We start from the raw sequence: 24807 nt of genomic DNA, 5'->3' as shown, positions 1-24807 counted from the left end.
CGAACCACTATCCTGAGTATCGGATTGAAACCATGACCAAAACCGCGATTCCGGTCTTCAAGCTTTACGGGGAAAGCCAGCAGTGGCCGACGCCCGATTTGTTGCACTGCGAAACTATTTCCCGGCGCAGTCGGGAATACCAGTGGGAAATCCAGCCCCACCGGCACGCGGACCTGTGCCAGTTGCTGTATGTGCACAAAGGCCAGGCTCAACTGGAAATCGAAGGCCAGCGCACTACCCTCAACGAGTCGAGCCTGCAAGTGCTGCCGCCGCTCTGTGTGCATGGCTTTCGTTTTTCCGAAGACGTGCAAGGTTATGTCGTGACCCTCTCGGCGCCGCTGGTCAGCCACTTGCAGGCGCAACTGGGCGACACCATCGACGGTTTGCAAACCCTTGGCAGTTACCCGGCGGGCAAGGACAGCGACTACTTGAACAACGTGCTTGCCCGTTTGCAGGACGAATACGCCGATGATCAGCCGGCCCGGGACATGATGCTGCATGCCCTGGTGAGCGTGCTGCTGGTGTGGGTCAGCCGCCAGGCGATCCAGCGCCGCCATCCCCGGGCACCGCGGGGTCGTGAGTATTTTCGCCGCTTCACCCAACTGGTCGAGCGGCATTACCGCGAGCACCCCAAAATTGAAGACTTGGCCCACAAGCTGGGCATCTCGGTCTCACACTTAAATGGGACGTGTCGGGAGTTAGGCGGGCAACCGGCGTTGCAGATCATGCATGACCGCCAGTTGCTGGAAGCCAAGCGCTTGTTGACCTACACCAGCATGACCATCAATGAGATGTCCGAAGTGCTGGGTTTTTCCGACCCGACCAACTTCTCGCGGCTGTTTCGCCGCCGAGTCGGGTTTTCGCCCAAGGCCTTTCGCGAGCAGTTAAAGGCCGAGCAGCCTACCTGAGTGCACTGAAACTGCCGGTGCGCGGCACGCATTGGTCCTGATGGCAGCTGATGGCGAATGCCGCCGGTTGCATGCGCGTTTGCTCGACGCGATAGGCGGCAGTGCCATACAGCGCCGTCGCCAATGCGCAGAGGGAGAAAATCGTCAGGTATTTGCGGGTTTTAATACTCATGGCACTGACCTCCGGACCCGATCTACAGGGTGCTGTTTAAAGCATAGGTCAGCTAGGGCAAGTTGCCATGATTGGCTGCCATTCAGCGCGTTTATAGCGTCTCAGAGCCCGATGTCCCATGCGGGCGCCTCGGGAAACCGCAGCACCAGGAAATCCAGCAGGCTGCGCAGTGCCGAGGGCATGTGCTTGCGCGAGGCATACACCGCGTAAATGTTCATCTGCCGCGGCTCGGCCTCTGGCAGCAAGCGCACCAGTTCACCACTGCGGATAAACTCACCGGCCTGGTAACTGGGGAGCATCGCCACCCCTGCCCCGGCCAGGGTGATACGCAATAACGTGCTGGCCTCGTTGGCCGTGATATTGCCCTGCACCGGCACCGACACGTGTTCGCCCTGTTCTTCGAAATGCCACAGGCTCTTGCCGAAGTAGGAGTGGGTCAGGCAGTTGTGCCGGGCCAGGTCTTCGACTTTCTGCGGGGCTGAATGCTCGCGCAGATAGGCCGGTGTGGCGCAGACCACCGAGCGGCATACGGTCAAGCGTCGGGCGATCAGGTTTGGGTCCAGGTCATTACTGGTGCGAATCGCCAGGTCAATGCGCTCATCCACCAGGTTCACCGTGCGGTCGAGCATCTGCAGATCAACCGTCACCAACGGGTAGCGTTTGACGTACTCGGCAATGGCCGCGCCTAACTGCGCCTGGCCGAACGAGGTGCTGACACTCAGGCGCAGCAAGCCCCGGGGCGCGTCATCGGGCTCGCTGACGGCGGCCTGCATATCACCGCACAGTTCCAGCAATTGCCGACAGCGCGGCAGGGTTTCACTGCCGGCGGCGGTGAGGCTGAGCTTGCGTGTGGTGCGGTGCAGCAGCCGCGCACCGACCCAGTCCTCCAACTCGGCCAGGTAGCGCGACACCACCGGGCGCGACAGGTCCAGATGATCGGCGGCGGCAGACTGGCTGCCCTGGTCCACCACGGTGACAAACACGCGCATTGCTTGAAGACGATCCATGATTTGCCCGATTTCAGAAACAAACTATGTTCAAGCATCGCATTTTTTGTAGTGTTTTATGCAACTAAGCTCTGTGCATCCCTTACCCATGGCAGGAGCTGCCCGATGTTCTCGACCTTCAAACGCTTGACCCTGGCCACTGCCGCCCTGGCCTTCGCCGCCCACGCCACGGCCGCCGAGCTGAAACTCGACGTCTACAACCCCGGCGAAGCCGCGATCTTCCCGGTCAGCTCGGTGCTGGTCAGCGGCGCCAAAGACGCGATCCTGGTGGATGCGCAATTCGGCAAGGGCCAAGCCGAGCAACTGGTGCAGAAGATCCGCGCCAGCGGCAAGCACCTGACCACCATCTACATCAGCCATGGCGACCCGGACTACTACTTCGGTCTCGACACTCTCACCAGCGCATTCCCCGACGCCAAGGTGCTGGCGCCGCAACCGGTGGTCGACCATATCAACGCCACCGTCGCCGGCAAGCTGGAATTCTGGGGCCCGAAAATGGGCGCCGACAAACCCGCCAGGACCATCGTGCCGCAAGTGTTGCAAGGCCACAGCCTGACTCTTGAAGGGCAACAGCTTGAGGTGATCGGCCTCGACGGCCCGCAGCCGGATCGCAGTTTTGTGTGGATTGCGTCGATCAAGGCCGTGGTCGGTGGTGTGGTGGTCGCAGAAAACATCCACCTGTGGATGGCCGATACCCAGGGCGCGCAGTCCCATAAAGACTGGTTGGCAACCCTCAAGCGTATTGAAGACCTGAAACCGCAGACGGTGATTCCGGGCCACTACCTGGGCACGCCATCGCTGGCTTCGGTGAAATTCACCGCTGATTACATCAAGGCCTTCGACATCGAAACCGCCAAGGCCAAGGATTCTGCCGCCCTGATCGCGGCCATGAAACAGCGTTACCCTACCCTCGCCGACGAAAGCTCGCTGGAACTGAGCGCCAAAGTCGCCAAGGGCGAAATGAAATGGTGACTGGTTTGAACCTTTAACCCTGTTGGAGAACGTCATGAGCAAGATCGCAATCATTGGGGCCACCGGCCGTGCCGGTAGCCAACTGCTGGAAGAAGCGCTGCGCCGTGGGCATAGCGTCACCGCCATCGCCCGCAACACCGACAAGCTCGCCGTACGCCCCGGCGTCACGGTCAAGCAGGTCGATGCCCTGGACGCCGATGCCCTGCAACACGCCATCAGCGGCAGCGACGTGGTGATCAGCGCCGCACACTTTGCCACCTTGCCCGCCAGCGCCGTGATCGGCCCGGTGAAAAAGGCCGGGGTCAAACGCTTGCTGGTGGTGGGTGGCGCAGGTTCGCTGTTGTTGCCGGGCGGTGGGCGGGTGATTGACAGCCCGGGCTTCCCGGCAGAGTACAAGGCCGAAGCCAGTGCCGGGGCTGAGTTCCTGGAAGCGCTGCGTCAGGAAAAGCAGTTGGATTGGACGTTCCTGTCGCCTTCTGCCCTGTTCGATGGAACCGAGCGCACCGGTAAGTTCCGTCTGGGCCAGGATGATCTGCTGGTGAGCAGTGACGGTAACAGCTCGATCAGTTTTGCCGACTACGCCATCGCCATGATCGATGAAGTTGAAACACCGAAACACTCGCGTCAGCGCTTCACCGTTGGCTACTGACACCACGCGGTAAAAAATGTGGGAGGGGTGGTGCGACGATTCGACTTGCCCCCGATAGCAGTGGATCAGGCAGATTATTTGTGACTGACACACCGCTATCGGGGGCAAGCCCCCTCCCACATTTGAATCTTCAGTGCTGTGACTGCTGTGCCTGGCTCACTAGCCAGTCCATCAGGGCCAATAACCCGGCAGAAGGCACGTTCCCCGGCGGATACACCAGGTAATAGCCCATCCCCGCCGGCACCCGCAATGCAAACGGCATCGCCAGGTGCCCGGCCTTCAGGTCCTATCGGGGCGCTCCCTTTGCCACTGCAGCACGCGTGGCAGTAGCCAACGCATCACGCAGGTGGACGCCTTGAGTTGCAAAACCTCGCGGCGCCCGCCGATTTGCTCCATGGCCTCGTTGATCAAGCCGAACACCTGTTGCACCCGCAACGCCCACTCGCGGCCTTCCTCGGTCAAGCGCAAACCCCGCGCCTGGCGCAGGAACAAGGCATAGCCCAACTGGCTTTCCAACCCGGCGATCTGCCGGCTCACGGCCCCCTGGGTAATGTGCAGTTGCTCGGCGGCACGGGTGAAGTTGCAACACTGGGAAGTGACCAGAATTGCCCGCCGTGCTGGCGCGGGCGTTTGCGCTGTTCCAGGCCGGTCGGCCGCGCCCGGTGCATATCGAGATCCCGTTGGATGTGTTGGTGGAAAACGCCGATGCCCTGCTGGGCAGTGAGCCGGTCAGCGTAGCCCGTTTGTGGGCCGAACTGGCGCTCACCTGGGATGCCGCCACCCGCGCACAAACGCTGCTGCTCCACACCGTCCTGGAAGCACTGCCCGGCGCCGTACTGGTGGGCGACTCCACCCAACCGGTGTACAGCGCCAATCTGACCCTGAACCTCGACCACCCACGCCGTTGGTTCAATTCCTCCACCGGCTACGGCACCCTCGGCTACGCCCTGCCCGCCGCTATCGGCGCCTGGCTGGGGCGCGGTGACGGGCAACCGGTGGTGTGCCTGATCGGCGATGGCGGCCTGCAATTCACCCTGCCGGAACTGGCCAGCGCCGTGGAAGCCCACATACCGGTGATCGTGCTGTTGTGGAATAACCAGGGTTATGAAGAGATCAAGAAGTACATGCTCAACCGCGCCATCGAGCCGGTGGGCGTAGACATCTACACCCCGGATTTCATCGGCATCGCCAAGGCAATGGGTTGTGCGGCAGAAGGCGTCGATGGCGTCGAACCGCTGCGTGCGGCATTGCGTGCCGCTGCTGAGCGCCCGGGGCCGACGCTGATTGAAATCGACCAGGGGCGGTGGGAGTTGGCCAAGCCTGTAATTTAAAGTGCGCAGCGTCAGGTGCCTGCATTTTTTCAATAGCCCCTGCGACTTTCTGATTTGCCCCGCTCCCCCATCCGTGGCCTGATTCGCCCTTGTTCATTCAAGGCAGGCCCATGGAAAACGTTCAGGCAAAACCCACCACCGCTGTTTGGCTGATGATCAGCGTGGTGCTGGTCGCCCTCAACCTGCGCCCGTCGATGGCAGCCGTGGGGCCGTTATTGTCGTCGATCCGCTTGGATGTGCCGTTGAGTTTCAGCAGCGCAGCCTTACTGACCATGTTGCCGGTCATGGCCATGGGCCTGGCAATGTTCTTTGGCATGGGCCTGGCCAAGCGCCTGGGCGAGCATCGCAGCATTATGCTGTCGTTGCTGGTGATTGGGCTGGCAACCTTGTCGCGGCTGTTCCTGGATTCGGCACTGGAGCTGATCGTCAGCGCCATCGCTGCGGGTGTGGGCATTGCGCTGATCCAGGCGCTGATGCCAGCGCTGATCAAGTCGCGGTTCAGCGCTAACGTCTCATTGTTCATGGGCCTGTATGTCACCGCGATCATGGGTGGCGCCGCACTGGCCGCCTCGTTCTCACCGTTTGTACAAGTGCAGACCGGCAGTTGGCGCATCGGCCTGGCGATCTGGGCAGCACTGGCGTTGCTGGCCCTGGTGTTCTGGTATGCCCAGCGCGCAGTCTTGCCGCCTTTTCCCCAAGCCGGTTCAAACGCGCAGGCCTCCTTTTTCGGCAACCGCCGCGCCTGGTTACTGGCGATCTTTTTCGGCCTCGGCACGGCGTCCTATACCTGTGTGTTGGCGTGGCTGGCACCGTATTACGTCGAGCAGGGCTGGAGCGAACAGAATGCCGGCTTGTTGCTGGGTTTCTTGACCGCCATGGAAGTGATCTCGGGCCTGGTCACCCCGGCCATCGCCAACCGCCGCCAGGATAAACGCGCGGTAGTCGCGGTGCTGCTGGTGCTGATCATTCTGGGGTTCTGCGGCCTTATCCTGAGCCCCGGACACTGGAGCCTGCTGTGGCCGTGCCTGCTCGGCCTGGGCATTGGCGGCCTGTTTCCAATGAGCCTGATTCTGTCTCTTGACCACCTCGACAACCCGCGACGCGCCGGTAGCCTTACCGCGTTTGTACAAGGCATTGGCTACCTGATCGCCGGCCTGTCGCCACTGATCGCCGGCATGATCCGCGACCAACTGGGCAGTTTCGAATGGGCCTGGTGGTCATTGACGGCGGTGATGGTGGTAATGCTGCTGATCGTCATCCGCTTCGATCCGAAGCATTACGCGCGACATATCTGCTGACGTCGTATTGCAAACATTATTTGTCCCACACATAACATTGAAGGAGGCTACAGAGCTTTCTATTGGTACGAGCGTTCCGTTAACATTTTGCCCAGTCTTGTACTGAGTTCGGTACAAAGGGTTTACGGACGAAACCGATGCTAAACAGTAACTTGCTCAGAAAGCTCGACATGCAGGACCTGATGGTGTTCATCGCCGTCTACGACCAGAGCAGCGTTACCGATGTATCCGAGACGCTGTTCGTCAGCCAGTCCACCGTGAGCTATAGCCTGAAGAAGCTGCGTACCAGCTTTGAGGATGAGCTGTTTATCAACACGCGGGCGGGCATGCGCCCTACGTACAAGGCCACCACCATGTACGGGCATGTGCAGAAGATCCTGGAAAGCATCAACCTGTGTCACGCCGGTGGCCAGGCTTTCGACCCGACCCAACAGGCGGTGACCTTCAATGTGTGCGCCCCGGAATATTTCGAACAACTGATCCTGCCGCGTCTGCTCAAGCACTTCGACCGCGCCGACCTGCCGGTGATCGTCAATGTGCAAAAACTGGAAACCGATATCCCTGCCGACGACTTGCGTGAAGGTCGCCTCGACCTGGTGATCTGCTTTGGTCCGCACTTTCACCGCGCGCATAAGGACTTCAAGACACAGATGCTGCTCGAAGACGACCTGGTCTGCGTATTTGACCAACGCTCGGCGCCCCGTGAGCCGGCGTTCAGCCTGCAATCCTACGTTGAGCGACGCCATGTATTTCCCACGCCGTGGACCTCCGACACCAACATGATCGACGGCTGGCTCGCCCGGCAGGCCCGCAAGCGCCAGGTGATCGCGCGGGCCAACAGCTACAGCGCGGCGTTGAAGATGATTGCCGGCACCGACTTCATCCTCACCCTGCCCCGTCGCGTGCAGAAATTGCTGGCAGCGGCGCCGACGTTCGGTGTTTGCGAAGCCCCCAATGGCCTGCCGGGTTTCACCCTGGATATGCAATGGAATGAAACCAGTGGGCAGGACAGGGCCAATACCTGGTTTCGTGAGCAAGTGGTGAGGGTGTGCGAGGAACAGCTGCAAGCTGCAAGTTGAAAGCGCCAAGCAGCCTCTACAGTTGCTTTGAGCCTGGAGCTGGGAGCTTGTCGCTCATGAATGCCTCCAGCCGCGAGCGCATCCAGCGCTCCGCCGGGTCAGTGTCGACATGGCTGAGCCAGACCATCGACAAGTCCAGGGTCGGGGTCTGGAACGGAAACGGCTCGCAGAACAGGTTCCCGCTGGCGGCCATGGCCTGGGCAGTGTAGTCCGGCAGGCTGGCGATCATGTCGGTGCCGGCAAGCAACGCCGGCAGCGAGCTGTATTGCGGCACCGAGAGCACAACATGGCGCTTGCGGCCCACCTCCGCCAGCCACTCGTCGGCAAACCCGGCCACGTTGGCAGTGTGGGACACCAGCACATGGGGCCGTGCGCAATATTCGTCGAGGGTCAGCGGCGTGTCCGAGGCATCGGCGCGCAACAGACACGGGCGGATATGCCGCAACAGCTTACGCTTGGCATTCGCCGGCAGGCCGCGGGTCTGGGTGATGCCGACGGTGATATCGCCGGAAGCCAGGAGGTCCGGAATACGCCAGTAATCCACATGCTGCACCACGAACACCACCTGGGGCGCTTCCTGGCGCAAGGCCCGCAGCAACGGCGGCAGCAGGCCGAACTCAACATCATCGGACAGGCCGATGCGAAAGGTCATGGTGCTGATGGAGGGGTCAAAGTCGTGGGTCAGGCTCAGGGCCGATGACAGCGAATCCAGGGCCGGCGACAGGTGCTGGATAATTTCCTCGGCGCGGGCCGTGGGCTCCATGCGATGGCCGACGCGAATAAACAGCGGGTCATTGAACAGGGTGCGCAGGCGGTTGAGGGCCGAGCTGATAGTCGGCTGGCCAAGAAACAGCTTCTCGGCCACCCGCGTCACATTGCGCTCGAGCATCAGCGCTTCGAAGACCACCATCAGGTTGATATCGGCCTTGCGTAATTCATTGCGATTCATCGGCGCCTGCCCCTTTCCCCAAGACAAGCCGCAGTTTAGAAAGGCAGCGGGGCTGCGTCTATGTGCGCACTGTTCATCCGCAGGCTTTGGGACTATAAATCAGCTCTTTAAGGTCACAGGTACACCGCCGTGCTGGTCATTTTCGCCTTAAGCATCCTGCTCAGCGGGGTTTTGCTCTGGGCCATCAAATTCATCGTCCACCCCACCGCCAGGACTTTGCTGCGCGTTTTTGTCGGTTTATGCCTGGCGGCGGTGGTGGCTTACCTGGTGCTGGCTTCCGGGTTTCCGACCTCGTTGCTGGTGTGAGGGGCCTCCTGGCCCTGGCGCAGGCGTAATGCCGACAATGCGGCCACCACCAACACCACGGCAATCACTTTCAGGCCGTTCATGGCATTACCGGTGCTCATCTCAATGGCGCCCATCACCGACGGCCCGACAAAGCCGCCCAACAACCCACACGCGTTGACGAAGCCCAAGCCGCCCGCCAACGCCACGCCCTTGAGGCGCGAAGCCGGGTACAGAAACACGATCGACTGCACCACGAAGAACATCACCGCCGACAAGCAAAAGCCCAGCAGACTGAACACCGGCCCCGACACCGACGCAATGCCCAGTCCCAGCGCCATGGTCAGAAGCCCGGTGACCAGCAATCGACGGCAACGCCCGGGGGTAGTGGCAAAGCGTGGGATCAGTACCGCACCGAGTGCTGCCGCTATCCATGGCAACGAAGTCAGCAGACCGACGCTCATGGTGCTCAGCTCACCGTATCGGCTGATGATGCTCGGCAGGAAAAAGATCACGGTATAGATGGTTATCTGATGGCAGAAGTACACGAAGATCGCCAGGAGGATTTGCGGCGTCAGCCAGTTTTTCAACGAGTGACCACCCTCCCCGGCACCTTCGTCGGTTTCCACGGCGATCCGCTGTTCGATACCGCGGGCTTCTTCGACCGACAGCCACGGCGCCTTGCTCGGGCGGTCCGGCAACTTGCGCCACACCACCCAGGCAAACGCCACGGCGGGCAAGCCTTCAAGCAGGAACATCCACTGCCAGCCGTGCCAGCCGAGCAGGCCGTCCATGCGCATCAAGGCCGCGCCCACAGGGCCGCCGATGATGTTGGCAAAACACACGCCGAGCAGAAAATAACCGGTGGCTCGCGCCCGCTGTTCGCGGTTGAACCAGTAGGTCAGGTACAGCATCACCCCGGGAAACAACCCGGCTTCGGCGATGCCCAGCAACAAGCGCAAGACATAGAACGAGGTTTCGCCCTGCACAAACGCCATCGCCGCCGAAATCAGGCCCCAGGTCACCATGATGCGGGCGATCCAGAAGCGCGCCCCGACCTTGTGCATGATCAGGTTGCTGGGGATTTCCGACAGTGCATAGGTCAAGAAAAACAGCCCGGCGCCTAACCCGTACGCGGCGGCGGAAATCCCCAGATCGACGTCCAGATGATGCTTGGCCAGGGCAATGTTGGTGCGGTCCAGGAAGCTCAGGATGTAGGCGATGATCAGCAGCGGCATCAGTTTGGCGAACATCAGTTTGTTCAGGGCCTGCGGTTCGCGGGCCGGGGTAGTGGTATTCATCGGGCACTTCCTCCTGGCGCCCCGCCAGCCTGGCTGGGGGGCGCATCAATGTTGTTCTAGGGTTCCAGTTGTACGGCCATGGCCTGGGAGCGATGGGAAAACAGTTGCAGCAACGCGCCGCCCAGGGCGCAACCGGCCATCACGAAGAAACACACGGTGTAGCCGTGCAAGGTGCTCCACCCCCCGCCCATGGCGATCAGGCTGCCCATCAATACGGGCGCCAGGCCACCGCCGATAAACATCGCGGTGGTGATGATGCCGTTGGCGGTGGAGGTGGCCGAGGGCTCGGCCGAATCGCAGGCCACGGCGTAGTAAATCGGCCACACCGCATTGGCCACCAGGCCGAACAGCAATTGCACGACGATGATCAGGGTCAGGGTATTGGCGAAATAGAACGCACCGACACTCGCCGCCATCCACAGGCCGCAAATGATCAGCGTGGTGCGCCGGCCAATGATGTCCGACAGCGACGGCCACACCAGTTGCCCGAGAATGCCGGTGAGGGTGAACACCACACTCATCCCAGCCGACTCCGCCAGCGACAGCCCGACAATGTTGTAGAGGTAGGCCGGCAACACGATATTGACGCCCATGTACACCACCTGGGTGAGCAGGGTATTGCCCGCCGTCAGCGCGATATTACGGTTGCGCAAGGTCGCGACAAAGGTGCGCCAGGCCTCGCCCTTGACCGTGCTGGCTGCGACATTGTTGGGCGGGGTCATGCCCTTGGCGGCGATATCGACATACAGCGCGGTAATGCGCTCGGCGGTGGAGTACCGCGCCCAGAAGATCATCAGCGGCAAGGCCACCACAAAGGCAAAGAAGAACACGTACCGCCAGTTGTCCTCGCCAAACACCGTGATGACAAAACTGGCGACGATGCCGCTGAGCATCGCGCCAATCGGGTAACCGGTATGGTGCGCCCCCAGGGCAAAGCCACGACGCTCCACCGGCCACCATTCGGCAGTGTTGCTCACACCTACCGGTTCGCCCCAACCCGCCCCCAGATTGACGCCAACCCGCAAGGCGATAAAGGTGGCGAGGTTACCGCTCAATGCCTTGAACCCGGACAGGAACGAGATAGCGGTGTAGCCCAGTACCAGCGGCACCTGGAAGCGCGCACGCTTCCAGCCGCCGCCGTAGCGGTCGCTCCACATCGAACCGGGAATGTCCAACAGGGCCAGGGCGAGCATCACCACCGTAGCCACGCTGCCCCATTGATCGGCGGATAAATCGAAATGCTTGGAGATGGTCGGCCCCAGGCGCAAGACGATCTCGCGGTCGTAGGCGTTGAGGATCCAGATCATCCAGCAGACCAGCAGCGATACCCAGGAATGCCGGTGGATATTGCGCAGCGACGCTTTCTTTAAACTTGCCATGGGCCTCTCCAGGCGCGCGAGGGCGCGCACTGATACAGGTTGCGAAAGGAATGTGCCTTGTTGAAAAAAACGCGCTAGCTGGCGAACCGTCGCTCGGCTATTCCTTGCACGCCCAGACCGCTGATGGCGAATAACGCACCGCGCTGCTGGCCGTCACCCGGGAAGCGCGGCAGCGGTGGCTTGGCCATTGAAGTCACAAACAGGGTGTCGAGGTTGGGCCCGCCGAAGGTCAGGCTGGTGACCTTTTTCACCGGCATCTGGATGATGCGGTCGACGTGGCCGTCGGGGGTATAGCGCACCAGTTGCCCGGCATAGACCAATGCCTGCCATAGGCAGCCCTCTGCATCCACGGTGCACCCGTCGGCGGCGCCACCGCTGCTGGTGTCGACCTTGGCGAACGTACGACGGTTGCTCGCATTGCCGCTGGCGCAGTCGTAGTCATAGGCCCAGACTTCGCCGGACCAGGTATCGCAGAAGTACAGGGTTTCCCCGGATGGGCTCCAGCACGGGCCGTTGGAGACGATGATACCTTCGTCCAGGGTGTGCAGGCTCAGGTCGGCATCCAGGCGGTAGAGCTTGGCGCTGGCGTTGTCTTCCAGGGTGTCCATGGAGCCGAAAATGAAACGGCCCTGGCGATCGACCTTGCCGTCGTTAAGGCGGTTGTTCGGCAGATGAGGCTCAGGGTCGATGACCAGCGTGAGGTCGCCGCTGCTCAAGTCGAGGTTGTGTACGCCATTTTGCAGGGCGACGATGGCCGCCCTGCCATCTCTGCGCAGCGCCATGGAGCCGATCTTCTGGCCAACGTCCCAGGCGCGCAACTCGCGACCGTCATCGGTGCAGCGCAGGATGCGGCCGTCGGCGCTGTCGATCCAGTACAAGCGTTGTTGCTCGACGTCCCACACCGGGCCTTCGCCCAGGGTAGTCTTGACGTCCACAAGCACTTCGATACGCATGGTGTTATCCCCTTATTGTTGTTGTGCGGGATGCCGGCCACGCCAAGACGCGGCCGTTCTCTGGATAAAAGAGCAGGGCTAAAAATTGACCTGGTCACGCCCCTTGAGCCCGAGGATCTCCCGCGCTTCATCGGGGGTAGCAACCCGATGGCCCAGGGCTTCGACCACCGTGCGGATGCGCCTCACCTGGTCGGCATTCGACGCTGCCAACTTGCCCGGGCCGTCCCACAATGAATCCTCAAGGCCAACACGGGCGTTGCTGCCCATGGACAGGCCCATGGTCGCCAGCGGAATCTGCCCACGCCCGGCACCGAGGATCGACCACACGTAGTCGTCGCCAAACAGGCGGTCGGCGGTGCGCCGCATGTGCGCCAGGTCTTCCGGGTGCGCGCCGATGCCGCCGCGCAGGCCGAACACCGACTGGATAAACAACGGCGGCTTGAGCAGCCCGCGCTCCAGGAAGTGGGCGGCGGTATAGAGATGGCCGATGTCGTAGCACTCGATTTCAAAGCGGGTGCGGTTCTCGGCGCAGGCATTGAGGATGTGGGTAATGTCGCGGAAGGTGTTGCGAAAGATCCGGTCGTCGCTCTCCTCCAGGTAAGGCCGCTCCCAGTCGTGCTGGAATTCAGTAAAGCGGTTAAGCATTTCGTACAGGCCGAAGTTCATCGACCCCATGTTCAGCGAAGCCAGTTCCGGTTTGAACTGCATCACCGGTTGCAGGCGTTCTTCCACTCCCATGGTCGGCGCGCCGCCGGTGGTGATGTTGATCACCACGTCGCTGGCCGCCTTGATCTGCGGCAGGAATTCGGCGAACAGCGCCGGGTCTTGGCTGGGGCGACCGTCAAGCGGGTCACGGGCGTGCAGGTGCACAATCGCCGCGCCGGCTTCGGCAGCGCCGATGGCGGCGTCGGCAATTTCCTGAGCGGTAATGGGCAAGTGCGGTGACATCGACGGCGTATGAATGGCACCGGTCACGGCGCAGGTGATGATGACAGGACGATTTTTGGACATGACGATTCTCCGACTTTTATTCTTATGAAAAAAATCCTGGGTACAGCGCGCTGTGTTCTTCCTTGGCCTACAGGTACTCGACGTTACCGTCGACACTGATCGCCTGGCCGGTCACGTTGCGGGCGGCGGGCGAACAGAGGAACAAGGCCATGGCTGCCACGTCTTCGGCGGTGACCATGCGCTTGAGGGAAATTTTGTTGAGGTATTCCTGGCGCATCTCGGCTTCGGGCACGCCAACCTGTTCAGCGCGGGCGCGGATCACGCCGTCCATGCGCGGGCCTTCGACAATCCCGGGCAGCAAGGCGTTGACGCGGATGTCGCTTTCGCCCAGCTCCGAGGCCAGGGATTTCATCAGGCCGACGATGGCCCATTTGGTCGCCGCATAAGGGGTACGCCATGCGTAGCCAAGCCGCCCGGCCACCGAGGCGATATGCAGCAAATGGCCGTGGGACGATTCCTTGAGCATCGGCACCGCGTGGTGGGCGAAGCGGTATTGCGCAGTGAGATTGATGTTAATCGTGGCCTGCCATTCGGCGTCGCTGATCGCGTCGATGCCGCCGGTAGGCCCGGCGATACCGGCATTGTTGACCAACACATCCAGACCACCAAAGTGCTCGTGCTGCACCTTGAACACCGCCTCGATCTGCGCGGCATCGCTGACATCGGCGCGGGTAGCGACGGAGCCCGGGTACTTATCGCGAAACGCCGCCAGGGCCGGCTCGCTCACATCACACACATGCACCTGGGCGCCGGCTTCCAGATACGCCGCGGCCAACACTTCGCCAATGCCGGCAGCCCCGCCGGAAATCAACACACGTAACCCGGGATAAGGCTGCAGCCGTTGTAGGACACTCATGCACGTTTACCTCCTGAAACAGACGACCGCGCGCGGTCGTTCTTGACGAGCAGGCGCGCCAGGGAGTCGGCGGCCTGCATGATGTCATCGGTCACCGCTGCCCGTGCGCCGGCGCCATCGCGGGCGGCCAGGGCGTCGACGATGCGCGTATGCGCCTCCATCGAGCGTTGCAGGTGGGCTTTATCCGGTGCGACCAGGGCAAAACACGGGCCCATGTGCAGCCAGAAGTTTTCCACCGCAGCCATGGTCAGTTCGGCCTGGGCCACCGCATAAATGCGCCGGTGAAAGGCGAAGTTGGTCCACAGGTAACGGGACACGTCGACCTCATCGGCGGCGTGTTGCATCTGGCGGCACAGGTCGGTGATTTCATCCAGGTCATGTTTCTGCAGGAGCAGCACGGCCTTTTCCGCCAGCAAACCTTCAAGCGCCACTCGCGTATCACGAATTTCACGCAGGCGTTCGACCGTCATCAGGCGTACCCGCAGACGGGAGGTTTCGGTGACTTCAAAGGCGTTTTCGGCGCTCAGGCGTTGCAGCGCTTCGCGTACCGGCATGGGGCTGGAACCCAGGGCTTCGGCGAGTCCGCGGATGGTGAGTTTCTGGCCGGGTTGAAAGCGGCCACTCATCAGCGCTTCGCGGATCTGGCGGTAGACCTGGTCTTGCAAGGTATCGCGAGACACCTGGCGCAGGGTGGGCAGGAGCAGCGGTCCATCGGACATGAGGTAAAACCTGTGTTGTGGTTCTTATGGCCTCAATATGTGATCACAAATCAAATATGTCAAATAGTTTCCCTTTGAAAGGGTATACATAGGAGCGAGCTTGCTCGCGAAAAACCTGAGAACGCCGCGTTCTTCTGGTTTCCCGCGTCATCGTTAACGACCTTCGCGGGCAAGCCCGCTCCCACAGGGGTACGCGCAAGTTTCAACGATCAGGTCGGCTATAAGGCCGCCTCGCTGTGTTTTTGATCTTAAGCGCCCCGTTAAACCACGCTGGCCGGAATTCGACAGGGATTTGGGGGGTAAACCGGCAGGGATGCCGGTTTACCCCCCAAATCCATGGTGGATTACGGGCACACCGAGCCTGGGCGAGGTGCCGAGTGGTGGGGCAGTTCACGTAAGGGCGGAACCTATAGTGGCCGTTACCTAAATAACGGATATGTACTCGATCAAAGTCCAACATCTTGGTCGGCCCTGAGGCCGCCATCGGGGTAAGCCCCTTCCCACATTTCCTTACCGCGTTGTTAATGGGGTTCAGGGCTTGAGCGGACGCTCCTGGTCTCGCTCTGAAAGCTCCGTTCCATCATCGGGGTGCTTCCAGGTCTGCGGTTTTTCTTCCTCCCGCTGCCGGGGCTGTTCGTGCGCTTGATCCTCCGGTCTTTTCTGTTCGTTACTCATTCCCACCTACCTCCGTTCGATTGGTCACACCTGCAGCATAGAACAGGCAGGTTTTTTTGAACGGAGCACGCCAATTGATAGCCCACACACATTAATCCATCCAAATTTGTCACTTATCATTTCTAAATGTGTCAGCCACTATCCCCAGTCTTAAGCGAAACAAGCACTTTAAAAAGAACGCTGGAGACACAAAACCATGACTAGCCCTTCCCGGCCCGACGCTGCCCGCTCGAAAATCGGTGCGGTATTCCGCGTGACTTCGGGCAACTTCCTCGAACAGTTCGACTTCTTCCTGTTCGGTTTCTACGCCACCTATATCGCTGCCGCGTTCTTCCCGGCCGCTAATGAGTTTGCGTCATTAATGATGACCTTTGCCGTGTTCGGCGCGGGTTTCCTGATGCGTCCACTGGGCGCGATCATTCTCGGTGCCTATATCGATGACGTGGGCCGTCGCAAAGGCTTGATCGTGACCTTGTCGATCATGGCCAGCGGTACGCTGTTGATCGTGCTGGTGCCGAGCTATCAAACCATTGGCCTGTGGGCACCGCTGCTGGTGCTGTTGGGCCGCCTGCTGCAAGGCTTCTCAGCCGGTGCGGAGCTGGGTGGCGTGTCGGTGTACCTGTCCGAAATGGCCACTCCGGGCCGCAAGGGTTTCTACACCAGCTGGCAGTCGGGCAGCCAACAGATTTCCATCGTGGTCGCAGCCGCCCTCGGCTATGGCCTGAACGTTTGGATGGAACCGGCGGTGGTGGCCGATTGGGGTTGGCGTATTCCGTTTGCCGTCGGTTGCGTGATCATTCCGTTTATCTTTGTGCTGCGTCGCAATCTGGAGGAGACCGAAGAGTTCGCCAACCGCAAGCATCGTCCGACCATGCGTGAAGTGATGGCGACCCTGGTGAAGAACTGGACCGTGGTCATCGGCGGCATGTTGATGGTGGCCATGACCACCACCGCGTTCTACTTGATCACCGTATATGCACCGACCTTCGGCAAGACCGTGCTGCAACTGAGCACTTCCGATGCCCTGTTGGTGACCTTGCTGGTGGCAGTGTCTAACTTTTTCTGGCTGCCGATCGGCGGTATCTTGAGCGACCGTTTTGGCCGCAAACCGGTGCTGATCGCCATGACGGTGCTCACCGTGCTTACCGCTTATCCAGCGCTGTCCTACGTGGTCAACGCGCCTAGCTTTGCCCATATGCTGGAAACCCTGCTGTGGTTCTCCTTCCTCTACGGCCTGTACAACGGCGCCATGATCCCGGCGCTGACCGAAATCATGCCGGTGGAAGTGCGCGTAGCAGGTTTCTCCCTGGCCTATAGCCTGGCAACCGCGGTCTTCGGTGGCTTCACGCCAGCGATTTCCACCTGGTTTATTCACATCACCGAAGACAAGGCCTCGCCGGCCTACTGGATGATGTTCGCCGCGCTGTGCGCCCTGTGCTCGACCCTGGCGCTGTATCGCCGGGCTAATACTCGCGGGCAGGTCATGCAGGGGGCCGTTTGATGAAGACTCTACTCAAAACCCTGGCGGCATTCGCCCTTGGCGCCCTGACGCTGGCGGCCCAGGCCGAAGAACTCAAGGTAATGACCTCTGGTGGCTTCACCGCTGCCTACAAGTTGCTCGGCCCGCAATACGCCAAGCAAAGCGGTGACACCCTCGACACCATCCTCGGCCCCTCCATGGGCAAGGCGCCGGAAGCGATTCCCAACCGCCTGGCTCGTGGCGAACATGCCGATGTGGTGATCATGGTCGGCTACGCACTGGACGAACTGATCAAACAGGGCAAGGTCGACCCCGCGTCCCGCGTGGAACTGGCCGATTCGCGGATTGGGCTGGTGGTGAAAGAAGGCGCGGCAAAACCTGCGATCAATACCGATGCCGAACTCAAGGCCGTGCTGAGCAAGGCTAAATCCGTGGCGTATTCGGACAGTGCCAGCGGTGTGTATGTCGAGAAGGAGCTGTTCAAGAAACTCGGCATGCCGGCCAAGGGCACCATGATCGAGCGCGTACCGGTGGGCGAACAGGTGGCCAAGGGTGACTACGAAGTCGGTTTGCAACAGGTGGCTGAATTGTTGCCGGTCAAGGGTGTGACGTTTGTCGGCAAGATCCCGGAAGACGTGCAATCGGTGACACGCTTTGCGGCGGGCATTCCGGTCAACGCCGAACACCCCGACGAGGCCAAGGCGCTGCTGCAGTTCATGGCCTCGCCGCAAGCTCAACCGGTGGTGCAATCCACCGGCCTGGACTCGGTATCACGCTGACCGAAACGGCATCTCCCGCACCAATCGCTCCAACTCCAGCGCCGCTGGCGGCAATGTCCGCCCGCGGCGCTTGATCAAGCCTACGTTGCGCATCACCTGAGGCTCTACCAGGGGCACACTCACCAGAATCGGGTGTTCGCACGCCGGCATCGCAATCGACGGCACCATCGCCACGCCCAATCCCGCCTCCACCAGCCCGATCATCGTCGTCACGTGGTGAGTCTCGCAGATACTCGGCTTTTTCACGCGCACGCCACGCAGGGCCTGGTCGAGCAGGAAACGGTTGCCCGAGGTTTTGTCCACGGTGATGTAGTCGTGTTCGTAGGCTTCGGTCCACGTCACGCTCTCACGTGCGGCCAGCGGATGGTCACGACGACAGGCGAGCACATAACGCTCCTGCAGCAATAGCTCGAACTCCACTTCATCGGCCAGACTGCCGCTGAAACTCACACCAAAATCCGCTTCGCCACTGGCCACCGCATTGCTCACCTCACCAGCACTGGCATCCAGCACCCGCAGGCGAATCTTCGGATACAGCTTGTGGAATTCGGAGATCACATGGGGCATGAAGTAATACGCGGTGGATGGCACACAGGCGATGGTGACATTGCCCATGCGCGTCGACGCGACATTACTGATGCCCATCAGGGCGATGTCCAGATCATCGAGCATGCGCTCCACCTGGGGCAAGAATGCACGACCGACCATGGTCAGGCTGACCCGCCGTGTGGTGCGTTCGAACAGCTTTACATCCAGGGCGGATTCAAGCTTCTCGATACGCCGGCTGAGGGCCGGCTGCGAGATACGGATGGCCTCGGCGGCGCCACGGAAACTGCCCTTGTCTACCACGGCGCGGAAGGCTTGGAGGTCGTTGAGGTCGAAATTGATGATCACGGGAGGCGGGCCAAAGTGGTCGGGGTGACGAGCATTATCGTATGGGAACCGATGGGATGCCATGCGAGTCGGGAAGGCTCTACCGAGATAATCCTGTTACAGATATCAAGTCATACATTTGAGCAGCTTATCGGCCACCCACGGCCACGCGATCGCCAAAACGGGTCAATACTTGCGGCCTGACCCACACAACTGGAGACGCGGCACCCCATGCAAACCTACCCCTTCTGGATGGACGACGAGACGCCGGAGATCGGCATTGATCAGTTGCTTCTTGCATCGCGCCAATGGTCAAGTAGGATTGAATCCTACTCACTTCTGGCGGACATCCCAATGCGCTCAACCCAGCAAATGAGCATCACTTTGCCCCTTGAAATGGCGGCCCTGGTCAAAGCCAAGGTGGCTGCCGGCGAATATGCCAGCGAAAGCGAAGTGATTCGCGACGGATTGCGGGTGCTGCTGGCACGTGACCGTGCCATGGAAGATTGGCTGAGGGACGAAGTCATCCCGGCAGCGACCGCTCTTGAGGCACAGCCTGAGCTCGGGTTATCTGCAGAACAGGTTCGCGAACATATGGCAGCCAGGCGTCAGCGCAAAGGCATCGGGAACGCGTGAGCTACTCGGTGGTTTTTTCGCCTGAAGTCCTGACGCAACTCGATGCCCTGGAGGATTACATCTGCGATGCCAGCTCCCCCTTGGTAGCGACGCGGTTTATCGACAAACTCGTCAGCTACTGTGAAAGCCTCGCCCTGTTCCCCTTGCGTGGCACGCGCCGTGACGACCTGCTTACCGACTTACGCATCACGCATTATCGTCGCAGCACCATCATCGCGTTCAGGGTGAGCCCTGATTGCGAAACGGTGTCGATAGTGGGGGTATTTTATGGCGGGCAAAACTACACGGCGCTGTTCCAAGGTGAGGGGAACGACTGCTCATTGATAGATGAAAAGCCTGCTGAAAACTGATCGGCAGGCTTTTAGCGCTTAATCGACTGATAGTTTCTCCCAAGCCGCTGGCGCACTGAAAAACGCCTGCGCGTTGCTATCCAGTGTCTCAAGGTGATACCCCCCCTCCTGCACGATCAAGCACGGCAACCCCAGCCCTCGAATGCACTGCCCCAGCCGCGCAAATCCTTCCCGCGTCACCGCGACCTTGCTTTGCGGGTCCAGCTCGTAAATATCGAAGCCCAGTGACAACACCAGCACATCCGCCGAAAAGCCCTTCACCGCTGCCAGGGCCAATTCCAGCTTTTCGAAAAACAGCGCTTCGCTGGCACCGTGGGGCATGGGCAGGTTGAGGTTGAATCCTAAGCCTGGGCCATCGCCTTTTTCTTCGGCAAAGCCCGCCACCCCGGGATAGAAGTTGGTCGGATCGCCATGGATCGACGTGTAGAGCACGTCATCGCGCTGGTAGAAAATCTCCTGGATGCCTTGACCGTGGTGCATGTCGGTATCGAGTACCGCGACGCGCTGGAAGCCTTGACGCAACGCCTGCGCAGCCACCGCCGCATTATTGATGTAACAGAAGCCGCCCGCCGCATCGAAGCGGGCGTGATGACCCGGTGGGCGGCACAAGGCGTAGGCGGCAGGTGCGCCATCGAGGATCGCCTGGGCAGCGGCAACCGCGCTCTGGGCTGACCAATACGCCGAGCGCCAAGTCAGCTCACCGATCGGGCAGCTGCCATCGGCCAGATAACGTGCCGCCTGGGCAAGAATGCCGCGCAGGGCGTTGGGCTCGCGTACGAAGATGTTGGACATGACTTCGTCGCCCCAGTCTTCGGGAATTTCCTTCCAGCGCTGGTGGGCCTCTTGGAGAAAATCCAGGTATGCCGCGCCGTGTACGGCGAGCAGCGGCGCCATGCCGTAGTCGACCGGTTGCTGGATATCAAAGCCCAGGGTTCGCGCAGCCAGCAGCAGGTTGCGCGCACGCTCGGGGACCTCCTGAGGCGTGCGCATCTGGCCACGAGAGTAGTAGCTGCGTGGGTGATGCAACAGTTGTTCGGGGTGAAAGAATGTACGCATAAGAATATTCCTTACTGAACCCGGCCGGCGCGTTTCAACACGGCGTTGAGCAATACATCAGTGCCCTGGCGCACGTCTTCAGGCAAGACGTCTTCGGCTTCGTTGTGGCTCAGGCCACCGACGCAGGGGATGAAGATCATCGCGGTCGGGCAATAGCGCGCCAGGTGGATGGCATCGTGGCCGGCGCCGCTGATGATGGCCTGCTGGCTGTAGCCCAGAGCGTCTACCGACGCTTGTACGCAGGCCACGCATTGCGCGTCGAACGGCGTGGCCGGGCTGATCCAGTGCGGTGTGATGGTCACGCTCAGGCCACGGTTGTCGGCTATCGCCTGCAGGCGTGCGCGCACTTGCTGCTCCATGGCGTCGATATCGGCGTCGCGGTGATGGCGCAGATCGACAGTGAAGTCGAGCACACCAGGGATGGTGTTGCGCGACGACTTGACGATGCTCAACTCACCCACGGTGGTCAGGCCATGCGGGGCAAAATCGGCGGCGAGGTTTTCCAGGGCCTGGATCATTTTTGCGGCGCCGTACAACGCGTCTTTGCGTAGCGCCATCGGCGTGGTGCCCGCATGGGCTGCCATGCCTTCGACTCGCACATCGAGCCAACGAATCGCCTGGCCGCCGGTCACCACGCCGATAGTTTTGCCGTTGTCTTCCAGGATCGGGCCTTGCTCGATATGCGCTTCAAAATACGCGTCCACCGCCCCACCCAATGCACGCTCACCGTTATAGCCGGTGGTGCGCAACGCCTCGGCCACGCTGATGCCATCACCGTCGGTGGTCGCCAGCGCCTTGTCCAGCGCCAGGGTGCCAGTGAAGACCGCCGAGCCCAGCATCGCCGGGGTGAAACGTGCGCCTTCTTCGTTGGTCCACACCGCGATTTCCAGGGGCTTGTGCGTCTGGACGCCGTAGTCGTCGAGGCTGCGGATCACCTCCAGCCCCGCCAATACGCCGTATACGCCATCGAAGCGCCCGCCTTCGGGCTGGGTATCTAGATGGCTGCCGATCATCACCGGGGCGGCGTTATTGTCGGTACCCGCGCGACGGGCGAACAGGTTACCGATGGCATCCACGCTCAACGTCAGGCCAGCGGCTTTACACCAGTGACTGAACAGCTCGCGGCCGGCCTTGTCTTCGGCGCTCAATGCCAGGCGGCAGCTGCCACCGCGTGCGGTCGCGCCGATCTCGGCCATGGCCATCAGGCTGGCCCACAGGCGCTGGCCATTAATCTTCAACATTGCTGACTTCCTCAACTGTGTGCCATTTCCAGGCGGTGGGCCGTGGCATGGCGGCGGGACAAGGCCAGCACGCACACCAAGGAGACCGCCGCGATCACGCTGTAAAACACTGCCATCGGCCACCATTGACCTTGGTACTGATGGGCCAGCCAGGTGCCGATCAACGGTGTCAGGCCACCGGCCAATGCGCCGCATACCTGATAAGCCAGGGAGATCGCGGTGTAGCGCACGCGGGTTTCAAACAGGCCGCTGACAAAACCTGCGATGACTGCGTAGAACGACGCCATGCACACCACCGCCAGGGCAATGCCGAGGACGATCAAGGGCGCCTGGCCGCTGCTGACCAACACGAACATCGGGTACGGCGAGGCCATTGCCAGCACGCACATGGCGCACAGAAACCGCGTAGCGCCGACCTTCTCCGCCACCCAGGCGGCCAGTGGCTGAACGCAGAACTGGATGATGGCGACGAAGAACAGGCATTCCAGAATCAGCGAGCGCGGCAGGCTCAGTTGTTGAGTGCTGTAGGCAATCATGAAGGTGTTGGTGAAATACACGCCGGCAATGCCCAGGGTGTTGGCGCCAATGCACAACAACAGTGGGCGCCAAGCGGTTTTCAGCACTTGCAGTACGGGGGCTTGGTCCTTTTTAATGGCGCGGGCCTTTTCCGCCAGGGTTTTGTCTTCTAGGAACTCCGGCGACTCGTTCACACCCAAGCGAATCGCCAGGCCAACGACCAACAACAAGGCGCTGGCCAGAAATGGCAGACGCCAGCCCCAACTGAGCAGGTCTTCTTCGGGCAAACGGGTCACCGCACTGAACGCCAGCAGGGAAAGGATCAAACCCGCCGGGCTACCCAACTGCGCGAAGGACGCAAAGAAATTACGCCGCCCCTTTGGCGCATGCTCGCCAGCCATCAACACCGCCCCGCCCCACTCGCCACCCACCGCAATGCCCTGCACCACTCGCAACAGAATCAGCAGCACCGGCGCAGCAGCACCGATCTGTGCATAGGTCGGCAACAGGCCAATGCACACCGTGACCACGCCCATCATGACCAGGGTGATCACCAGGGATTTTTTGCGGCCGATACGGTCACCGATATGGCCGAACACGATGCCGCCCAATGGCCGGGCGAAAAAACCCACGGCGAAGGTGCCGAACGCAGCCATGGTGCTGAACAGCTTATCGTCGGAGGGGAAAAACAGCTGACCGAACACCAGCGCCGCAGCGGTGGCATAGATGTAAAAGTCGTACCACTCGATCATGGTGCCGATAAAAGCGGCGGCCGCGGCACGGCGAGGCTGCGGCGAAGCGGAAGGCTTCATGGGGCTGGCTCCTTTGGTTATTTTTTTGGCAGGAGAAGGTCGAACCGGTGCGCTCTGGTGGCGCTTGTTAAGACCGATTTTTCGGCTCCAGGCTATGATTAGTCAATTTTCTATTTATTATCTTGATTATAAATCCTGCTTATTATCGAGCGATGCCATGCCCGAATCCCGTCGCGATATTCATCCGCTGCTCAACGACCGCCTGGACTGGAACCTGCTGCGCACCTTCCGCGTGATCGGCCAGGAACTGAGCATCAGCCGCGCCGCCGCGCGCCTGCACCTGACGCAACCCGCCGTCAGCCAGGCGCTCAAGCGCCTGGAAGAGCAACTCGACTGCCAACTCATCGTGCGCCGTGGCCCGCGCTTCGTGCTCACCGAGGCGGGTGAACATATCTTCGCGATTGCCGGTGAGATGTATGGCCAGGTGTCGCAGATGAGCAACGCCCTGCAAAAGCCCGGTGATGAGGTGATCGGCAAGGTGCGCTTGCTGATGATCAGCCGCATCAACTCAGACACCTTCGATGACTTTCTCGCAGGTTTTCATCGCGAACATCCGCGGGTCGATCTGGAAGTCGAAGTGATGCGCAGCTCCGACATCGTCGCCGCCCTGCTGGAAAAAACCGCGTCCCTGGGGCTCAGTCTCAATCGTCGACCCCAGCCACGCCTGGAACAGCACCTGTTTCTGCGTCAGCGCTACGCGTTTTTTTGTGGAAAACACCATCCATTGTTTGGGCGCAAAGGCCTGGCCGAGGGGGATTTGCAGTCGGAAAACTTTGTAAGTTTTACCAGCGACCAGATTGGCGGAATGCTCTCGCCGCTGACGATTTTCCGCGATCAGCAAGGGTTCAGCGGGCGGATCGTGGCGTCATCTTCCAGCCTGGAAGAAGTGCGCCGTTTGGTGATTGCCGGGTTTGGCTTGGGGTGTTTGCCCATTCATGTGGTGGCGGACGATGTGAAGAACGGGCTGTTGTGGCGGTTGCCGCCAGATGAGGGAATTGCGGATGTGGATATTCACTTGCTGTGGAACCGGGAGCAGAAGATGAGCCGGGCGGAGGGGGTGTTTATTGAGTGTCTTTTGGGTCGGTTGGCGGACCAATAATTGGCAACATTCGAGTGCGTCAAAAAGCAGTTACAACTCACTGGATGCACGCAGAAGCACGCACGGCTAGGATTGCAGCGAACTAAGCCAATGGCGTACATTAGCGATGATTTTCATAGAGACATCAGTCTTCACCCGTCGCGTTAAGGAGTTGATCGACGAGGATGCCTACATGGCTTTTCAGAACGTACTTGTCGTGAATCCTTCTGCCGGCGATGTGGTCGAAGGTACGGGTGGAGTCCGCAAGATACGAATAGCAGCCAAGAACCATGGTAAACGAGGCGGGGCGCGCGTGATCTACTACCACTTCGTCTCGGCATCACAGATTGTTCTACTGATGATCTATCCCAAAAATGGACAGCAGGACTTGACCGCCGACGAGCGCAAGTCACTGAAGGCTGCGATTGAGCACTGGAGATAG

Annotated in this window: 26 protein-coding genes and 2 pseudogenes; 13 read left to right on the top strand and 15 right to left on the bottom strand. The window is 60.7% G+C overall.

Going from position 1 to position 24807, the window contains the following annotated elements; all coding sequences use genetic code 11:
- The first annotated feature begins 32 nt into the window (after positions 1-32).
- On the top strand, positions 33-908 hold the full coding sequence (locus TU73_RS17630) for a helix-turn-helix domain-containing protein (RefSeq protein WP_057013292.1): 876 nt from the start codon (positions 33-35) through the stop codon (positions 906-908).
- Here the strand turns inward: TU73_RS17630 and TU73_RS17625 are convergent.
- Together TU73_RS17625 and TU73_RS17620 are read right to left on the bottom strand one after the other, a co-directional pair.
- Positions 901-1080 (bottom strand): hypothetical protein, encoded by a 180-nt coding sequence (locus TU73_RS17625; protein ID WP_057013291.1) that lies wholly within the window; start codon positions 1078-1080, stop codon positions 901-903. The genes TU73_RS17630 and TU73_RS17625 overlap by 8 nt on opposite strands.
- A 101-nt stretch (positions 1081-1181) precedes the next feature.
- Positions 1182-2087: a LysR family transcriptional regulator gene (locus tag TU73_RS17620; RefSeq protein ID WP_057013290.1), complete on the bottom strand. Its 906-nt coding sequence runs from the start codon at positions 2085-2087 to the stop codon at positions 1182-1184.
- A 105-nt stretch (positions 2088-2192) separates the two neighbouring features.
- On the opposite strand from TU73_RS17620, the gene TU73_RS17615 reads away from it, so the two are divergent.
- Entirely contained in the window at positions 2193-3059 is an 867-nt protein-coding gene (locus tag TU73_RS17615) for an MBL fold metallo-hydrolase (protein ID WP_057013289.1), read from the top strand.
- Between the two features lie 34 nt (positions 3060-3093).
- Positions 3094-3708 carry an NAD(P)-dependent oxidoreductase gene (locus tag TU73_RS17610; RefSeq protein ID WP_057013288.1) on the top strand — a complete coding sequence of 205 codons (615 nt, stop codon included), beginning with the start codon at positions 3094-3096 and terminating at the stop codon, positions 3706-3708.
- Positions 3709-3838: 130 nt separating this feature from the next.
- Here the strand turns inward: TU73_RS17610 and TU73_RS28445 are convergent.
- Positions 3839-4314: pseudogene (locus TU73_RS28445) on the bottom strand (LysR family transcriptional regulator).
- Between TU73_RS28445 and TU73_RS17600 the strand changes: the two are divergent.
- The 3 genes and pseudogenes from TU73_RS17600 to TU73_RS17590 form a co-directional block, all read left to right on the top strand.
- Positions 4311-5039, top strand: a pseudogene (locus tag TU73_RS17600) (thiamine pyrophosphate-dependent enzyme); the annotation flags it as partial. The pseudogenes TU73_RS28445 and TU73_RS17600 overlap by 4 nt on opposite strands.
- Positions 5040-5149: 110 nt before the next feature.
- Positions 5150-6337, top strand: a complete 1188-nt coding sequence (locus tag TU73_RS17595) for a cyanate transporter (RefSeq protein ID WP_057013285.1) — start codon at positions 5150-5152, stop codon at positions 6335-6337.
- 137 nt (positions 6338-6474) lie between these two features.
- On the top strand, positions 6475-7416 hold the full coding sequence (locus tag TU73_RS17590) for a LysR family transcriptional regulator (RefSeq protein WP_057013284.1): 942 nt from the start codon (positions 6475-6477) through the stop codon (positions 7414-7416).
- Between the two features lie 16 nt (positions 7417-7432).
- On the opposite strand, the gene TU73_RS17585 is transcribed toward TU73_RS17590, so the two are convergent.
- Entirely contained in the window at positions 7433-8365 is a 933-nt protein-coding gene (locus TU73_RS17585) for a LysR substrate-binding domain-containing protein (protein WP_057013283.1), read from the bottom strand.
- A gap of 129 nt (positions 8366-8494) precedes the next feature.
- On the opposite strand from TU73_RS17585, the gene TU73_RS29175 reads away from it, so the two are divergent.
- Complete coding sequence (locus TU73_RS29175) at positions 8495-8671, top strand: hypothetical protein (RefSeq protein ID WP_164486643.1); 177 nt, start codon at positions 8495-8497, stop codon at positions 8669-8671.
- On the opposite strand, the gene TU73_RS17580 is transcribed toward TU73_RS29175, so the two are convergent.
- The 7 genes from TU73_RS17580 to TU73_RS29170 form a co-directional block, all read right to left on the bottom strand.
- Complete coding sequence (locus TU73_RS17580; protein ID WP_057013282.1) at positions 8626-9951, bottom strand: MFS transporter; 1326 nt, start codon at positions 9949-9951, stop codon at positions 8626-8628. The two genes, TU73_RS29175 and TU73_RS17580, sit on opposite strands and share 46 nt — an antisense overlap.
- Before the next feature lie 56 nt (positions 9952-10007).
- Complete coding sequence (locus TU73_RS17575) at positions 10008-11330, bottom strand: MFS transporter (protein WP_057013281.1); 1323 nt, start codon at positions 11328-11330, stop codon at positions 10008-10010.
- 74 nt (positions 11331-11404) lie between these two features.
- The gene (locus TU73_RS17570; protein ID WP_057013280.1) at positions 11405-12283 is read right to left on the bottom strand and encodes an SMP-30/gluconolactonase/LRE family protein; all 879 of its coding nucleotides are present in this window, start codon (positions 12281-12283) and stop codon (positions 11405-11407) included.
- Between the two features lie 78 nt (positions 12284-12361).
- Complete coding sequence (gene kce, locus TU73_RS17565) at positions 12362-13294, bottom strand: 3,5-dioxohexanoate:acetyl-CoA acetone transferase (protein ID WP_057013279.1); 933 nt, start codon at positions 13292-13294, stop codon at positions 12362-12364.
- Between the two features lie 67 nt (positions 13295-13361).
- Positions 13362-14150, bottom strand: coding sequence for an SDR family oxidoreductase (locus TU73_RS17560; protein ID WP_057013278.1), 789 nt, complete (start codon positions 14148-14150; stop codon positions 13362-13364).
- Positions 14147-14869 (bottom strand): GntR family transcriptional regulator, encoded by a 723-nt coding sequence (locus TU73_RS17555; RefSeq protein WP_057013277.1) that lies wholly within the window; start codon positions 14867-14869, stop codon positions 14147-14149. Before TU73_RS17555 ends, TU73_RS17560 begins: the two co-directional genes overlap by 4 nt.
- Before the next feature lie 531 nt (positions 14870-15400).
- Positions 15401-15544 (bottom strand): hypothetical protein, encoded by a 144-nt coding sequence (locus tag TU73_RS29170; RefSeq protein WP_167347569.1) that lies wholly within the window; start codon positions 15542-15544, stop codon positions 15401-15403.
- Between the two features lie 196 nt (positions 15545-15740).
- Between TU73_RS29170 and tcuC the strand changes: the two genes are divergently transcribed.
- Both tcuC and TU73_RS17545 read left to right on the top strand, forming a co-directional pair.
- Entirely contained in the window at positions 15741-17045 is a 1305-nt protein-coding gene (gene tcuC / locus TU73_RS17550; protein WP_057013276.1) for an MFS transporter, read from the top strand.
- Positions 17045-17803, top strand: a complete 759-nt coding sequence (locus tag TU73_RS17545) for a substrate-binding domain-containing protein (protein WP_057013275.1) — start codon at positions 17045-17047, stop codon at positions 17801-17803. Before tcuC ends, TU73_RS17545 begins: the two co-directional genes overlap by 1 nt.
- Here the strand turns inward: TU73_RS17545 and TU73_RS17540 are convergent.
- Positions 17795-18697, bottom strand: coding sequence for a LysR family transcriptional regulator (locus tag TU73_RS17540; protein WP_043046437.1), 903 nt, complete (start codon positions 18695-18697; stop codon positions 17795-17797). The two genes, TU73_RS17545 and TU73_RS17540, sit on opposite strands and share 9 nt — an antisense overlap.
- A 210-nt stretch (positions 18698-18907) precedes the next feature.
- Here TU73_RS17540 and TU73_RS17535 point away from each other — a divergent pair, with 210 nt between their 5' ends.
- Both TU73_RS17535 and TU73_RS17530 read left to right on the top strand, forming a co-directional pair.
- Positions 18908-19312, top strand: coding sequence for a ribbon-helix-helix domain-containing protein (locus TU73_RS17535; protein WP_078820595.1), 405 nt, complete (start codon positions 18908-18910; stop codon positions 19310-19312).
- Entirely contained in the window at positions 19309-19662 is a 354-nt protein-coding gene (locus TU73_RS17530; RefSeq protein WP_057013274.1) for a type II toxin-antitoxin system RelE/ParE family toxin, read from the top strand. Before TU73_RS17535 ends, TU73_RS17530 begins: the two co-directional genes overlap by 4 nt.
- Before the next feature lie 18 nt (positions 19663-19680).
- Here the strand turns inward: TU73_RS17530 and TU73_RS17525 are convergent, their stop codons facing one another.
- The 3 genes from TU73_RS17525 to TU73_RS17515 are packed head-to-tail and all read right to left on the bottom strand — an operon-like array spanning position 19681 to position 23287.
- A complete protein-coding gene (locus TU73_RS17525; RefSeq protein WP_057013273.1) occupies positions 19681-20718 on the bottom strand; it encodes a histone deacetylase family protein in 1038 nt (345 codons plus the stop codon).
- 11 nt (positions 20719-20729) lie between these two features.
- Positions 20730-21959, bottom strand: coding sequence for a Zn-dependent hydrolase (locus tag TU73_RS17520; protein ID WP_057013272.1), 1230 nt, complete (start codon positions 21957-21959; stop codon positions 20730-20732).
- 11 nt (positions 21960-21970) lie between these two features.
- Positions 21971-23287 carry an MFS transporter gene (locus TU73_RS17515; protein WP_057013271.1) on the bottom strand — a complete coding sequence of 439 codons (1317 nt, stop codon included), beginning with the start codon at positions 23285-23287 and terminating at the stop codon, positions 21971-21973.
- Positions 23288-23444: 157 nt separating this feature from the next.
- Between TU73_RS17515 and TU73_RS17510 the strand changes: the two genes are divergently transcribed.
- Positions 23445-24386 (top strand): LysR family transcriptional regulator, encoded by a 942-nt coding sequence (locus tag TU73_RS17510; protein WP_057013270.1) that lies wholly within the window; start codon positions 23445-23447, stop codon positions 24384-24386.
- 106 nt (positions 24387-24492) lie between these two features.
- Positions 24493-24807, top strand: coding sequence for a type II toxin-antitoxin system RelE/ParE family toxin (locus tag TU73_RS17505; RefSeq protein WP_057013269.1), 315 nt, complete (start codon positions 24493-24495; stop codon positions 24805-24807).

Origin of the sequence: Pseudomonas libanensis (assembly GCF_001439685.1) — a bacterium.
GTDB classification, from domain to species: Bacteria; Pseudomonadota; Gammaproteobacteria; order Pseudomonadales; family Pseudomonadaceae; genus Aquipseudomonas; species Aquipseudomonas libanensis.
The sequence above is the reverse complement of the archived record's forward strand: the minus strand, read 5'-3'. Positions and strand labels throughout refer to the sequence as shown.